The sequence below is a fragment of the Catellatospora sp. NPDC049609 genome (assembly GCF_040675365.1).
GTDB lineage: Bacteria > Actinomycetota > Actinomycetes > Mycobacteriales > Micromonosporaceae > Catellatospora.
In genome coordinates this window covers 33366-46868 of sequence record NZ_JBFAOU010000006.1, presented here as the reverse complement: position 1 = coordinate 46868, position 13503 = coordinate 33366, and the positions used below count along the sequence as shown (strand labels likewise).

9 protein-coding genes are annotated in these 13503 nt (G+C 70.9%); 2 read left to right on the top strand and 7 right to left on the bottom strand.

Going from position 1 to position 13503, the window contains the following annotated elements:
• Window positions 1-29 precede the first annotated feature (29 nt).
• Both hrpA and AB0J67_RS02995 read right to left on the bottom strand, forming a co-directional pair.
• Window positions 30-4007 carry an ATP-dependent RNA helicase HrpA gene (hrpA, locus tag AB0J67_RS03000; RefSeq protein WP_363475615.1) on the bottom strand — a complete coding sequence of 1326 codons (3978 nt, stop codon included), beginning with the start codon at window positions 4005-4007 and terminating at the stop codon, window positions 30-32.
• Between the two features lie 63 nt (window positions 4008-4070).
• Window positions 4071-5039 carry an FAD-dependent oxidoreductase gene (locus tag AB0J67_RS02995; protein ID WP_363475613.1) on the bottom strand — a complete coding sequence of 323 codons (969 nt, stop codon included), beginning with the start codon at window positions 5037-5039 and terminating at the stop codon, window positions 4071-4073.
• A 170-nt stretch (window positions 5040-5209) separates the two neighbouring features.
• On the opposite strand from AB0J67_RS02995, the gene AB0J67_RS02990 reads away from it, so the two are divergent.
• On the top strand, window positions 5210-6166 hold the full coding sequence (locus tag AB0J67_RS02990; RefSeq protein ID WP_363475611.1) for an SCO2521 family protein: 957 nt from the start codon (window positions 5210-5212) through the stop codon (window positions 6164-6166).
• A gap of 11 nt (window positions 6167-6177) precedes the next feature.
• Complete coding sequence (locus AB0J67_RS02985) at window positions 6178-7146, top strand: phosphatidylserine/phosphatidylglycerophosphate/cardiolipin synthase family protein (protein ID WP_363475609.1); 969 nt, start codon at window positions 6178-6180, stop codon at window positions 7144-7146.
• On the opposite strand, the gene AB0J67_RS02980 is transcribed toward AB0J67_RS02985, so the two are convergent.
• The 5 genes from AB0J67_RS02980 to AB0J67_RS02960 all read right to left on the bottom strand — a co-directional run bounded on the left by AB0J67_RS02980 (window position 7109) and on the right by AB0J67_RS02960 (window position 13468).
• Window positions 7109-8116 (bottom strand): SCO2522 family protein, encoded by a 1008-nt coding sequence (locus AB0J67_RS02980; RefSeq protein ID WP_363475607.1) that lies wholly within the window; start codon window positions 8114-8116, stop codon window positions 7109-7111. The genes AB0J67_RS02985 and AB0J67_RS02980 overlap by 38 nt on opposite strands.
• Complete coding sequence (locus AB0J67_RS02975) at window positions 8113-9030, bottom strand: SCO2523 family variant P-loop protein (RefSeq protein WP_363475606.1); 918 nt, start codon at window positions 9028-9030, stop codon at window positions 8113-8115. The genes AB0J67_RS02980 and AB0J67_RS02975 overlap by 4 nt, the downstream gene beginning before the upstream one ends.
• Window position 9031: 1 nt before the next feature.
• Window positions 9032-10879: an SCO2524 family protein gene (locus AB0J67_RS02970; protein ID WP_363475605.1), complete on the bottom strand. Its 1848-nt coding sequence runs from the start codon at window positions 10877-10879 to the stop codon at window positions 9032-9034.
• 21 nt (window positions 10880-10900) lie between these two features.
• Window positions 10901-11764 (bottom strand): SCO2525 family SAM-dependent methyltransferase, encoded by an 864-nt coding sequence (locus AB0J67_RS02965; RefSeq protein WP_363475603.1) that lies wholly within the window; start codon window positions 11762-11764, stop codon window positions 10901-10903.
• Between the two features lie 285 nt (window positions 11765-12049).
• Window positions 12050-13468: a glycoside hydrolase family 18 protein gene (locus tag AB0J67_RS02960; protein ID WP_363475601.1), complete on the bottom strand. Its 1419-nt coding sequence runs from the start codon at window positions 13466-13468 to the stop codon at window positions 12050-12052.
• Between the last annotated feature and the right edge of the window lie 35 nt (window positions 13469-13503).

Here is a 13503-nt window from a genome sequence, read left to right as displayed (position 1 = left end):
CATGATCAACGCCGAAACCCCCGGGGGGGTCAGGTGGGGAGGGTGGATAGGGCTCGGTAGATGCGTTTGTCGGAGACGGGGTAGGGGGTGCCGAGGGACTGGGCGAAGTAGCTGACGCGGAGTTCCTCGATCATCCAGCGGACCTCGGCGAGGGTGTCCCAGCCGGGGGCGCCGGGGCGGACGGCGGCCTTGGCGTCGGTGTACTCCTGCTGGACGTCCTCGATCAACAGGAGGCGTTCGCGGTCGCGTTGGGGCTGCTCGGGGAGTTTGGCCAGGCGCTGTTCGATGGCGCGCAGGTAGCGGACCAGGTCGGGGAGGCGGCGCAGGCCGGTGGCGGCCACGAAGCCGGGGTAGACCAGGCCGGTGAGCTGGGCGCGGATGTCGGCGACCGAGCGCACCAGCAGCACGTTCGTGATCGACTTGAGCCGCCGGTCGATCTCGTACGCCGACGACAGGATCGGCTCCAGCTGCTGCAGGATCTCGTACATGGTGTCCGGCATGTCGGCGCGTGCCTTGGCGACCAGGGCGGCGAACGCGTCGGCGTCCCAGGCGGGGCCGCCCGCCTCGATGATCACCTTGTCGACGGCGGTGGTGACGACGTCGTCGAGCAGCTTGCCGACGCTGCCGTGCGGGTTGCGGCTCAGTGCCAGCTTGGCCTGGTTGGTCAGGCGGCCCTGCAGCGACTTCAGCGGCGGCGGTGCGCCGAGCAGCACCAGGCGGCGGGTGCCCCGCCACATGGCGGTCCACTGCTCCCCCGGGCTGTCGAACACGCCGACGCCGACGGTCTCGCCCTCGTCGACCAGCGCCGGGTAGCCCTTGACGGCGTACCCGCCGCGCTGCCGCTCGACGACCTTGGCCAGCGGGCCGATGGTCCACGCCGTGAGGCCGTGCTGCTCCAGGTCGTCGGCGGCGGCCGCGACGGCGGCCTGGGCCTTGTCGCGCAGCCTGCGCTTGAGCTCGGCGAGGTCCTTGCCCTCGGCGAGGCGGGCACCCTTCTCGTCCTCCACCCGGAAGGTCATCCGCAGGTGGTCGGGCACCTTGTCGGGCTCCCACGCCTCGCGTGCCACCACGACGCCGGTCATCGCCCGCAGCTGCCGTTCCAGCAGCGCCAGCAGCGGCTGGCCGTCGGGCTTCTGCCCGGCGATCGCCTCGCGTACGTAGTCGGGCACCGGCACGAAGTTGCGCCGGACCGACTTGGGCAGCGAGCGCACCAGCGCCACCGCCAGCTCCTCGCGCAGGCCGGGGATCTGCCAGTCGAATCCGGCCGGGGTGATCTGGTTGAGCAGCGGCAGCGGGATGTGCACGGTGACGCCGTCGGCGTCGGTCCCGGGCTCGAACTGGTACGTCAACGGCAGCTCGAACTCGCCCTGGCGCCACACGTCCGGGTAGTCGCCCTCGTCGACCCCGCCGGCAGCCTCGTTGACCAGCATCGACTTCTCGAAGTCGAGCAGCTCCGGCGTCTGGTGGCGGGCCTTCTTCCACCAGCTGTCGAAGTGGCGGCCGGAGACGACGTCGGCGGGGATGCGGGCGTCGTAGAAGTCGAACAGGGTGCCGTCGTCGACGAGGATGTCGCGGCGGCGTACCCGGTGCTCCAGCTCTTCCACCTCGGCGAGCAGGTCGCGGTTGGCATGGAAGAAGTCGTGGTGGGTCTCCCAGTCGCCGTCGACCAGCGCGTGCCGGATGAACAGCTCCCGGGACAGCGCCGGGTCGATCCGGCCGAAGTTGACCTTGCGCTTGGCCACGATCGGGATGCCGTAGAGCGTCACCTTCTCGTACGCCAGCACCGCGGCCTGCTTCTTCTCCCAGTGCGGCTCGCTGTACTGCCGCTTGACCAGGTGCTCGGCGAGGCTCTCGGCCCACTCGGGCTCGATCTTGGCGGCGATGCGGCCCCACAGCCGGGAGGTCTCGACCAGCTCGGCGACCATCACCCAGCGCGGCGACTTCTTGAACAGCGCCGAGCCCGGCGAGACGAAGAAGCGGCCGTTGCGGGCGCCGATGAAGTCGCGCTTCTCGGGGTCGTACAGGCCGATGTGCGACAGCAGCCCGGACAGCAGCGACTGGTGCAGCCGCTGCGGCTCGGCCGGGACGGTGTTGAGCGTGAAGCCCATGCCCTTGACCACCTGGCGCAGCTGCGACTCCAGGTCCTGCCATTCGCGGATGCGCAGGTAGTGCAGGAAGTCGGTCTTGCACATCCGGCGGAACTGGTTCGACGACAGCTCCTGCTGCTGCTCCTTGAGCCAGTTCCACAGGTTGAGGTACGCGACGAAGTCGGAGTCCTTGTCCGCGAAGCGGGCGTGCTTCTCCGCCGCGGCCTGCTGCTTGTCGGCGGGGCGCTCGCGCGGGTCCTGGATGGACAGCGCCGCGGTGATGATCAGCACCTCGCGCAGGCAGCCGTTGCGGTCGGCTTCCAGCACCATGCGGCCCAGCCGCGGGTCGACCGGCAACTGCGCCAGCTTGCGGCCCAGCGGGGTGAGCCTGCCGGGCTCGCCGCGCACCGGCGCCTCCAGCGCGCCCAGCTCGTGCAGCAGGTCGAGGCCGTCGGCGATGTTGCGCCGGTCCGGCGGGTCGATGAACGGGAACGCCGCGATGTCGCCCAGCCCCAGCGAGATCATCTGCAGGATGACCGAGGCCAGGTTGGTACGCAGGATCTCCGGCTCGGTGAACTCGGGCCGGTTGACGAAGTCCGTCTCGTCGTAGAGCCGGATCGCGATGCCGTCAGAGGTGCGCCCGCAGCGGCCCTTGCGCTGGTTCGCCGAGGCCTGCGAGACCGCCTCGATGGGCAGCCGCTGCACCTTGAGCCGGTGGCTGTACCGGGAGATGCGGGCGGTGCCCGGGTCGACCACGTACTTGATGCCGGGCACGGTCAGCGAGGTCTCGGCCACGTTGGTGGCGAGCACGATGCGCCGCCCAGTGTGCGGCTGGAAGACCTTGTGCTGCTCGGCGGTGGACAGCCGGGCGTACAGCGGCAGGATCTCGGTGTGGCGCAGGTTGCGTTTGCGCAGCGCCTCGGCGGTGTCGCGGATCTCGCGCTCGCCGCTGAGGAACACCAGCACGTCGCCCGCGGCCTCCCCGGCCAGCTCGTCGACGGCGTCGGAGATCGCCTGGATCTGGTCGCGCTCCTCGTCACCCTCCTCCTCGTCGCCCGCGACGACCAACGGGCGGTAGCGGACCTCGACCGGGTACGTCCGGCCGGAGACCTCGACGATCGGCGCCGGGACCGGCTCGCCGCCGCCCGCCGGGGCGGTCGCGAAGTGGGCCGCGAACCGCTCCGGGTCGATCGTCGCCGAGGTGATGATCACCTTGAGGTCCGGGCGGCGCGGGAGCAGCTGCTTCAGGTACCCGAGGATGAAGTCGATGTTGAGGCTGCGCTCGTGCGCCTCGTCGATGATCAGCGTGTCGTACTGCGAGAGCATCCGGTCGTGCTGGATCTCGGCGAGCAGGATGCCGTCGGTCATCAGCTTGACCATGGTCTTGTCGCCGACGTGGTCGGTGAACCGGACCTTCCAGCCGACGGTCTCGCCCAGCGGCGTGGCCAGCTCCTCGGCGATGCGCTCGGCGACCGTGCGCGCGGCCAGCCGGCGCGGCTGGGTATGGCCGATCAGCCCGCGCACCCCGCGCCCCAGCTCAAGGCAGATCTTGGGGATCTGGGTGGTCTTGCCCGAGCCCGTCTCGCCCGCGATGATCACGACCTGGTGGTCGCGGATGGCGTCGGCGATGTCGTCGCGCTTCTGGCTGACCGGAAGCTCGGCCGGGTAGGTGACCGCGGGCACCGCGGCGGCCCGCAGCGCGAGCTTCTCCTCGGCGGCGCCGACCGCCGTGGTGATCTGCGCCATAGCGGCGTCCAGGGCGTCGCCGGGCTTCATCCTGCGTACGCCGTCGAGGCGCCGGGCGAGCCGGCGCTGGTCGGGCGCCATCAGCTCGTCGACGCGTTTACGCAGCTCTGCGAGCTGGCTGGGGTTGCGGGGCGGCCTGTTGCGGCGCGCCGCCGGCTCGGACTGCGATGTCATGACAGCCGCAAGGATAAGCCGCTGCCCCGCCCGGACGACCAGCGGTTTTCCCCGAGTGGCCGATCACAGCCCGCGGAGCAGCGACAGCACCTCCTCGGCGCACCCCCAGGAGAGCGTCACGCCGCACCCGGAGTGCCCGTAGTTGTGGATCACCATGCGTCCCTCGATCAGCTCCGGCTCCAGCCGGATCCCCGGGGCGCGGTTGGGCCGCAGCCCGACGCGCCGCTCCCGGACCCGGGCACCCGCGAGCCGCGGCTCGATCGCGGCGCAGCGCTCGATGATCCCCTTCTCCACGTCCGGGTCCGGCTCGAGCCCGTGCGCCGGGTCGTGCGGCACGGAGATCCCGCCCAGCACCACGTGGTCGCCGTGGGGCAGGAAGTAGGTGAGGTCGCCGGCCTCCGCGTCGTCCTGGAAGAACCAGTCCACGCCCGGGTTGTCGACGACCACGAGCTGGCCGCGCGAGGCGGTGAGCTGGTGGTCGCCGGTCAGCTCGCGGGCGCCCAGCCCGGTGCAGTTGATCAGCACGCCCGGCAGGTCGACCTCGCCGAACGAGCGCAGCGGCCCGGCGAGCTGCCGCACCGCGACCCCGGCCCGCTCCAGCCGGCCGGTGAGATAGCCCAGGTAGACGGGCATGTCGATGAGCGGAATGGTGTGCCACCACCCGACCTGGAACCGCTCCGGGAGCTCCGAACTGTCGCAAAGCCGATAGTCACGCAGAGCAGTCGCCCAGTCCGGCGGATCGACCGCGTCGGGTGACGCCTCGATGCCGCGGACGAACCGCACGCCGCACGATCCGTCCGCCGGCAGCCGCGCGAACTCGCCCAGCGTCGTGTCGCTCCAGCGCGGCACCCGCTGATCCACCACCATGTACGGGCCCCAGCTCGCACCGGCGAGAGCCGAGGTGGTCCGTGACGGCGGCCGCGCGGCGATCACCTGGACCCGGATGCCCGCCTCGGCGAGGCGGACGGCCGTGGTGAGGCCGGACACCCCCGCTCCGATGACGACTGCCTCCGGCCCTGAAGTAGCCACCATCCGCTTAGATTAACTTACATGCAAAGATGTAAGGACCGCTGCGTAAGCCTAGGTCACGCTACGTGTTCAAGCTTGAACCGTCGGTCTATTGTGGCCTGCGGGTGGCTTGCCACACCCGTGCCCATGGGATGAAATCGATCGATCACCATCGTCACCGCGGGGAGTTGGCATTGGCGACCACCAGCGAGACCGCCGAGGTCGTCATCGGCGAGGTGCACACGGCCCTGCTGCAGAACTCCACCGCCGTGTCCGCCGCGACCACCACCGCGCTGCTGGCGCTGACCACCGGCGAGCGGGTGCGCCGATCCGAGCGCCCCATCGCGTACGCGGTCTCCCCCGCCCGGTTCACCGGCGTGGACTGCGACCTGCCGGCCGTCCCGGTAACCGGGCGCCAGCCGGACCTCGCCCGCGTGCGCGCCGTCGGCACCGTCGCCTCGCGGGCCGTGCTCACCGGCGGCCACGTGCTGCAGGGCTCGGCGTTCGCCCGGGTCACCGCGGCCGACTCCCGGCACCGCCGGCCCTGGTCGCACTACCTCTCCCGGCCCGGTGTGCTGGAGCTGGTGGGCAGGTCCGGCGGCCTCGACGTCGCGGGCGGGCACCTGCTCGCGGCCGACCACCCGGGGCTGCTCGACCTGGGCGCGATCGGCGGCCGCACCGTCGACGCGGTGCAGGCGTCGAGCCGCGTCGACCGGCGCGCACCGTTCCGCACCGTCCGCACCGGCCTGCGCTGGGCCGTCTGCGAGCGCGGCGGGTTCGAGTTCCGCCTGGTGGACCACGCCGCGCGGACCATCCGGCTGCCGCGCACCGCCGCCGACGCCGAGGCCGTGGCCGTCCTCTGCGAGGACATCGCACTGCACGACTGGCTGCTGACGACACTGCTGTCGCTGGTCAGCCGCAATCCCGCCGGGTCGGCGGAGCGGCGGCAGGTGGTCGCGCGGCTCGCTCCCGCGGCCGACTACCTGCTGCACCTGTGGATGCCCGCCGCCCGGACCGACGCCGCGCTGGCGCCGTTCTGGCAGGGCATCGAGCAGCGTCCCGGCATGACCCGACAGTGGCAGACGAACGTCGACCGGGTGCGCGACCAGCTGGCGCTGGCCGTGATCGAGGCATCCGTTCGCCGCCCGTGACAGGGGGGACCATGGCCAAGCCGAACGAGTTCGCCAACCGTACGCCGATGAAGATCCTGATCAGCCTCGCCTTCTTCTCGATCACCTTTCTGGCCACCTGGACCTTCGAGGTGCTCGGGGACGCCGACGCCAAGGTGCTGACCGGGTTCGGGGCCTCGCTGTTCGTGGCGGGCGTCGCCTTCGTGGTGCAGTTCCTCTACGACGTCGAGAAGCGGCTGGACATGATGGAGGCCGAGCTGGTGCGCACCTCGCAGACCAACGAGGAGCGGATCAACCAGGGCTTCCAGAAGATCAACGCGGCCACCAACCTGTTCAGCCTGGTGGAGGCGTCGGCGCTGAAGACCGACGCGATCACCCAGCTGGTCGGCAACTCGGTGCGCATCAAGCCCAACCCGCAGCTCGTGTTCGACCTCGCCCAGCACGAGATCCACCGGCTGTCGGAGATGCTCAAGACGCTCGGCGACTCCGGCGACCTCACCTACGAGGGCGAGGACCGCGACTGGCTGCTCGGGCTCACCAAGCATGTGAACCACACCCTCGACGCGATCAGCACCACGCTCGACGTCGGCGGCGGCCAGGACTACCTCAACGGCAGCCTGTGGCAGAGCGACCTGGGCCAGCGCTACCTGGAGGCGCAGCGCGACGCGATCAAGCGCAACGTGCGGGTGCGGCGCATCTTCATCCTGGACCGGCCGGACCTGCGCGGCGACGACAACTTCCGGCGCATCGTGGAGATGCACGACGACCTGCGCATCGAGGTGAAGGTGCTGGACCCGACGCTCCAGTCGCGCCAGTTCGTCCCGCCGATCTTCGACTTCATCATCTTCGACAGCGTGGTCAGCTACCAGACGTCGGCCGCCCCGGCGACCGACCGCCGGACCCCCATCGCGAGCACCCAGCTGGTCACCCACCCGGCGAAGGTGCAGCGCAACATCGAGCGCTTCAACGACCTGTGGAAGCTCGCGACTCCGGTGGAGTGACCCGCCACGGGTCGGCGAAGAAGGCGTACTCGACGCGCCGGAGGACGTCGGCGGGCAGGGCCAGGCCCTCCGCGGCGGCGCGGGTGAGCACCAGCTCGGTCACGGCCCGCTCGACGGCCACCTGGCCCAGGATGGTGCGCACGGCGTCCTCGACGGGCAGGAAGCGCGACGGCATCGCGGTGAACGTGCGGTACGCGAAGAACGGGCGGGCGCCCCGGCGCAGCTCGATCACCGGGGGCAGCTCCCGCCAGGTCGGCGGCAGCGGGTCCGGCGCGGGCACCGGCCGGGCCACCGCCCGGCCCTCGTCGCGCAACAGCCCCAGCCGCAGCAGCTGCCACACCGCCGCGAGCATCGGGCAGGACCACCGGCGCTCGCCGCGGACCTCGTCCCACAGCTCCACGTCCAGGAAGATCGAATGGTTGTTGGCCAGCGTCTGCCGGGGCGGGCGCCACCCCGGCCGGTCCTCCATCGCCTCGCCCGCCTCGCCGGTGTGCGGCGAGCGCTCGCCGTTGCACAGCCAGCCGGTCTCGGTGACCGGTGGCCGGCTGCCGTTGGTCTGCCGGGGCGGCTCGGCGACCAGCCGGTCCTCGACCAGCCGCGCGGGCTGCGTGGCGCCCGTGGCCGCGCACGACGACTCCCGCGCGAGGTAGTCGATGACCAGCCCGGACTCCTCCGCCGCGTGCCGCAGCATCGGCACGATCTCGGCCGGCGAGCCGAACGGCGTGAAGTAGTCGTCCACCAGGAAGCAGGTGCTGATCCGCGCCTGGCCGCCCAGCGCCGCGCGGCACCGCGCCTGCGCCGCCTCGGCCCACGGCCGGACCTCGGCGAACAGCTCCCGCAGCCGGGCCGGGCCGCCCCTGAAGTCGTCCATGTAGAGGTGGCCCAGCTCGACGGACAGGTGGGACAGCGGCAGGCTCTCCGTCCGCGGTTCGTCGCCACTCTCCAGGAAGGCGACGTCCAGGTCGGTCACACGCCCTCCCAGGCGGAGTCCTCGGTGAGCAGCTTGGCGATCAGATCGAACGCGTCCACGGTCGCCATGTTGGCGATCTGCTTGGTCACCGTGTCCGCGTCGGAGATGAGCTGCTCGCGCAGTTGCAGCACCGGCTCCAGCGGCACCGAGCCCAGCGTCACCGCCTGCCCCAGCTTCTCCTGGCCCGCGAGCTGCTGCAGCTCGCTGTTGTACGCCTGGAACCACTCCATCTGCGGCGGGCGCAGCCCCGACAGCTGCTCCGAGCGCGGATCGACCACCGCCGTCCGCACGAACCGGATCGCCTGGCTCAGCCGCACGGGATCGTGCCCCCGGCTCTGCCCCATCGCGATGATGCCCCGCTCGCCGTGCACCAGGCCCGAGGCGGCGAGGATGTGCTGGCGCGTCCAGCGGTGGAAGACCAGCCAGCGCGCCGTGGTGCCGCGCAGCGGCGGTGCGGCGAGCGCGGCGAGCACGATGTCGGTGGCGTAGGACCGGCCGGAGCTGAGATCGACCAGCGTGATGTCGAACTCCTCCTCCATCCGCAGCAGCAGCCGCACGCAGCGCTCGACGATCTCCTCCGTCGCGGCGAACTCGGCCCCGCCGCTGTCGCCGGGGACGAGGACCAGCCGGCCGGCGCCGTCCGGCCGCCCGCGCAGGCTGAGCCGGTCGGACTCGGCCCACACGTCCACCCGGAACGGCTGGGGCGCCTTGCCCCGCAGGTACGAGTGCAGCCCGCCCCTGCTCGTCCCGCGCAGCAGGTCGTTGATCGCGAAGATGGCGCCCGCGGTCGGCGAGCCGAAGTCGAAGTCCAGGTAGCAGACGTCACTGCCCTGCAGCGACCGCCGGTAGACGAGGTTGCTGCTGGTCACCGACCTGCCGGTGCCGCCCTTGTCGGAGGTGGCGAAGACGAGCATGTCAGGACGCCCCCGTCACGTCGCGGCGTGCCTCCGCCAGGCTGTCCAGCTCCCGCAGCACCTCGAAGACCAGCGCGACGGCCGTGCCGGGCCGCTCCTCGGCGATCTCGCGCGCGTGCCGCAGCCGGGTGTGCATGGCCCGCAGCGCGTTGCGCATGGTGGAGCCGACCTCGGTGGAGACGAACAGCTGCTGCTGGTCGTAGAGGTGCTCGGCCTCGGCCAGCAGGTGGTCGGCGAGCCCGGCCAGCTCGTCGCTGCGCAGCGGATGGGTGCCGGCGAGGTCCGCCGCGAACACCAGGCTCTCCACCACCCGGACCGTGTGGTGCCAGCTGAGCCGCCCCCCGCCGTCGGTCGGAAAGCCGGGGAACGCGGGCTCGGGGTGGTCCCACAGGCCGCGGCCCGTGCCCTCCTGGAGCCGGCGTTTCACCAGGTGGTCCCAGATGTTGTCGGCGAGGTCCAGCAGCTCGCCGCGCAGCGACACGTTGTTGATGTTGCGGGCGACCCTGATCGTCCGCTTGAGCAGCAGCGGGGCGAAGTCGGCGGCGACCCAGTTGAGCTTGGGGCCGGCCAGCTCGCCTTCCAGCTCGATGCCGACGCCGGGCATGTGCATGGCGACCTGGGTGTCGCCCGCGATGGGGCGGCGGGTGATGCGGGCCCGGCCGGCCAGGTCGGTCAGCACCCGGCCCAGCCGGCTCAGCTCGGCGTCGCTGCTGCGGTTCTCCAGCAGGCCCCGGGTGGCGATGGAGGTCACCAGGAGGCTGAAGTAGTCCGACTCCTCACCGTCGGTGGTGCGCCAGGGCAGATCCTCCAGCGGCCAGCGCCCCGCACCGAAACTCGCGATCACCGACCAGTAGTTCTGGGTCAGCTCCCAGCGCAGCTGCAGCGCGGACGCCAGGCGCAGCTGCTCGTCGTCCAGCAGGCGCAGCAGGCGGGTACGCGCGGTGAACAGGTCGGCGATGCCGTCGAGCGCCAGCACGGTGAAGTAGAGGTACGGCGCGTCGAAGGCGTACCCCTCCTGCTGCGACGCGACGTCCTCGACGAAGTCGACCTTCGGCGCGCCCTTGGTGATCCCCCAGGACCAGCCGCACTCGAACAGCATCTGCGGCGACTCGAGCTCGGTCAGCTGCTCGATGCCCACCGTCAGGTCGCGCAGGCCGGCGATGGTCGGGCGCAGCGCCTGCCGCAGCTCGGTGACCAGCCGGTGTTCGGACAGGTTCGCCTGGTTGATGGTGCGGATCAGGACCCGGCCGTACTCCGAGCCGGCGTCGTAGGTGAGCACCGAGAAGCTGCGGAGCAGGCCGACCATGGCCGCGGTCAGCCGCTTGCGGGCCAGGGCCACCAGGTCGTCCAGCTCGTCGAGCTGCGGCTGCTGGTAGGAGCCCGGGGTCAGCGAGTCGCGGTAGACGCCGACGAAGCCCAGCGTGGCCAGGGTCAGCGTGATCGACAGCGCGTACGACTCGACGACGTCGACCGACTGCTGCTGCGCGGTGAGCGGCTGGTCGGCCTCCCCCGAGGCCAGGTAGGAGCCGCCGGGGAAGATCGGGTGACCGTCGTCGTCCGCGTACCGCCGGTGGTAGTCGATGAGCGCCTTGACCAGCACCTGGGGAATGCGCAGCCTGCTGCCCAGGGCCGACAGCGCCACGGCCACGTCGTCCTCGGTCTGGTCGGGCTGGTCGAGCTTGAAACGGGGGATCTCCGTCGCGGGGAGCATGAGGCACAGCAGCTGCTCGGCATCCAGGATGGAGTCCCAGCGGCTCTGGCCGCCCCATCTCCAGTTGCCGTCGGCATACGACGCCCGTGCGGCGGACTTCCAGATCTCGAGCAGCTGTTGCCGTGGTTGGATCTTCATGGTCGCCCGGCCACCGTCCCGTCAACTCAGCGCGCGCGCCACTCCCGTCGCGAGGATCATGCCGCCGTACCCGCGACGCAGCGGCGTCTCGGTCTCCACCATGTCGATCGTAAGCTGCTCCGCAACAAGCGATAGACAGTCTTCCACCTCTGCCGGACCGACGGCAACGGCCGGGAAGAATGTCCCACCGACGGTGTAGCCCACGGAGTGGGCCATGAACGCGGCGGCGAACGGCGCACCCGGCCGCAGCGCCCGGCCGAAGCGGCGCACCGCGCCCCAGAACTCCTTGGGATCCTGGGTGAGCGACTCCGCGACGAAGAACATCGTGCCCATGTCCCAGTTGGCCCTGGGCAGGTCGAAGATGCTGCGCAACGCGACGTGGGACTTCCTGCCGAGGCTCTCGCGCGGGTTCGTCACGTCGCGGTAGGCGGCGAACTTGCGATACGCGTTCCAGAACACGTCCCAGTGCGTGTCGTAGTAGTCCCGCTGCGCCTGCAGCCAGCGCACGTTGGACGCCGAGAAGTCCCACAGGTCGATGTCGGCGCAGAACGGCAGCATGGCCATGGCCGGGTAGAGGTTGGCGCCGCTGCCGATGTCCAGGCCACGCGGGGCGGCCGGCAGGGAGGCCGCGTGCCCGGAGAGGAAGGTGGCCACCCGCCGCATGATCTCGGCGTCGTCGTCGCGCAGCCGCAGGTAGTTGTGCGCGCGATACCACTCGGAGTCGAAGTCGTCCCAGGGGAAGTCGGAGTTGCGCCTGGTCCTCGACAGGCGCCGGACGTCGAACCCGGCCACGCGGATCGCCCGGCGCGTCAGGGTGACCCGCCCCAAGTCGAACCTGGCGAAGCGGATCGCCCGCCGGGCCGCGGCGGCCGCAGAACTCCCCATCGTGCCCTTCGCTCTCTGGCCGGCTCAGGACACCGGATCACTCGCCCCAAGCCCCACGGTCAACCCGTGCGCGTCAGCTCCACGGCAGCGCCAGGGCACACCCGTTGAGCAGACAACATTGATCTCGTTGTGTCAACATCCCTGGGAACCATTGTGGATGCCTCGACGTCGAATGCGCTCTGAATCTCCAACGACGCGGCTCGTTCGGGGACGCGATGTGGCCGATCTACGTGCGCGAACAGCCTGATCGGGTGGCCCCTGGCACGGGGCCACCCGATCAGGAGGTCAGCGCAGCACCGGGCCCAGCGCGCCGATCAGCGCGTTGTCGTCGGAGTCCTGGCTGAGCTCCCACGCCATCGCGCCGCGCAGGCCGAGCAGCTTGATCAGCGCGGTGCGCTCGGCGAGCGACTTCGGATCGGTGTACACGATCGTGGTCGGCGCGGTGACCGTGCCGGTCGCGAGCACATGCTCGGCGGCCGGATGCCACAGGTACGGCTCACCGGCGAACACGTTCCACTTGCGGGTCCAGCCGTTGCCGGCCGTCCCGTCCGGGGACAGCACGCCCGCCACGTCGACCAGGTCGTGGTACGACGGCTGCGGCTTGGAGTCCCAGACCAGCGAGTCGGGGTTCATGCCGGTGTTGTCGAACGCCTCATAGAGGCCGTCCGGGTTGCGGATGTACTGCACGCCGTAGAAGGGCACGCCGACGACGATCTTGTTGGCGGGCACCCCCTGGGCGAGGTAGTAGCCCACGGTGCCGACGGTGTTCCAGGTCCAGTCGTCGGCCTCGGGGTCGCGGGGGTCGCGGGTGAACAGCGTGCTGGGGCCCGCCACGGAGCCGCCGGGCACGTTGAAGTCGTAGGTCATGATGTTGACCCAGTCCAGCGTCTTCACGAACTCGCGCAGCTCGTAGTACTTGGTCGAGCTCTTGGCCGCTGGCAGCGCCGCGGTGAGCAGGTAGTGCTTGCCGTCGGCGCGGCCCTGCGCGTCGAGCTGGCGGCGGAACTCCTGCGCCAGCAGCGTCGCGTTGTGGCGGTCCTCCGGGCCGTAGTCGACGTTGTTGTCGGCCTTGGCGGTCGGGTACTCCCAGTCCAGGTCGATGCCGTCGAAGATGCCCTTGGCGACGCCGATGCCGCCGGCGTCCTCCGGCCAGCCGCCGGTGGGCAGGTTGCCCTTGATGAAGGTGTCGATGCAGGCCGCGACGAACGCCTGGCGGCGCTCGGGGGTCTTGGCCACGCTGGAGAACCAGGTCGACTTCGTCCAGCCGCCCAGCGAGATCTCGATCTTGAGGTGGGGGTTGGCCGCCTTCAGCTTGCGCAGCTGGTTGAAGTTGCCGTAGACGTTCTGGCCGGGGTACGTGTCGGCGACGCCGTCCACGGTGTTCTCCGGACCCCAGTAGACCTGCTGGTAGTCGGCCCACGGGTCGAGCACGTCGCAGCCGACGGCCCCGGTCGCCTGGTTGAACGTCGGCACGCCGAAGGCGTACTGGATGACGTTCAGCTTGTCGGCGGGGATGTCCTTGACGAAGTAGCCCCGCCCGTAGACGGACCAGTTGGTGAAGTAGGCGGAGATCACCTTCTTCGGCGCGTCCGGCTTGGGGGAACCGCCCCCGGACGCGGCCGCGGGGCCGGCGGCCAGGAAGCCGGCGCCCAGGGCCAGGGCGAGCGCCCCGGCGACACCCGGGCGGAGCAGAGATCTGAGCATATGCACTCCCATCGTTCGTCCAATGCGAACCTTCA

Bases quoted from the DNA above. Each gene is read 5' to 3' on its own strand.
- hrpA (WP_363475615.1), bottom strand. From the start codon at position 4,007: ATGACATCGCAGTCCGAGCCGGCGGCGCGCCGCAACAGGCCGCCCCGC.
- AB0J67_RS02995 (WP_363475613.1), bottom strand. From the start codon at position 5,039: ATGGTGGCTACTTCAGGGCCGGAGGCAGTCGTCATCGGAGCGGGGGTG.
- AB0J67_RS02985 (WP_363475609.1), top strand. From the start codon at position 6,178: ATGGCCAAGCCGAACGAGTTCGCCAACCGTACGCCGATGAAGATCCTG.
- AB0J67_RS02975 (WP_363475606.1), bottom strand. From the start codon at position 9,030: ATGCTCGTCTTCGCCACCTCCGACAAGGGCGGCACCGGCAGGTCGGTG.
- AB0J67_RS02970 (WP_363475605.1), bottom strand. From the start codon at position 10,879: ATGAAGATCCAACCACGGCAACAGCTGCTCGAGATCTGGAAGTCCGCC.
- AB0J67_RS02965 (WP_363475603.1), bottom strand. From the start codon at position 11,764: ATGGGGAGTTCTGCGGCCGCCGCGGCCCGGCGGGCGATCCGCTTCGCC.
- AB0J67_RS02960 (WP_363475601.1), bottom strand. From the start codon at position 13,468: ATGCTCAGATCTCTGCTCCGCCCGGGTGTCGCCGGGGCGCTCGCCCTG.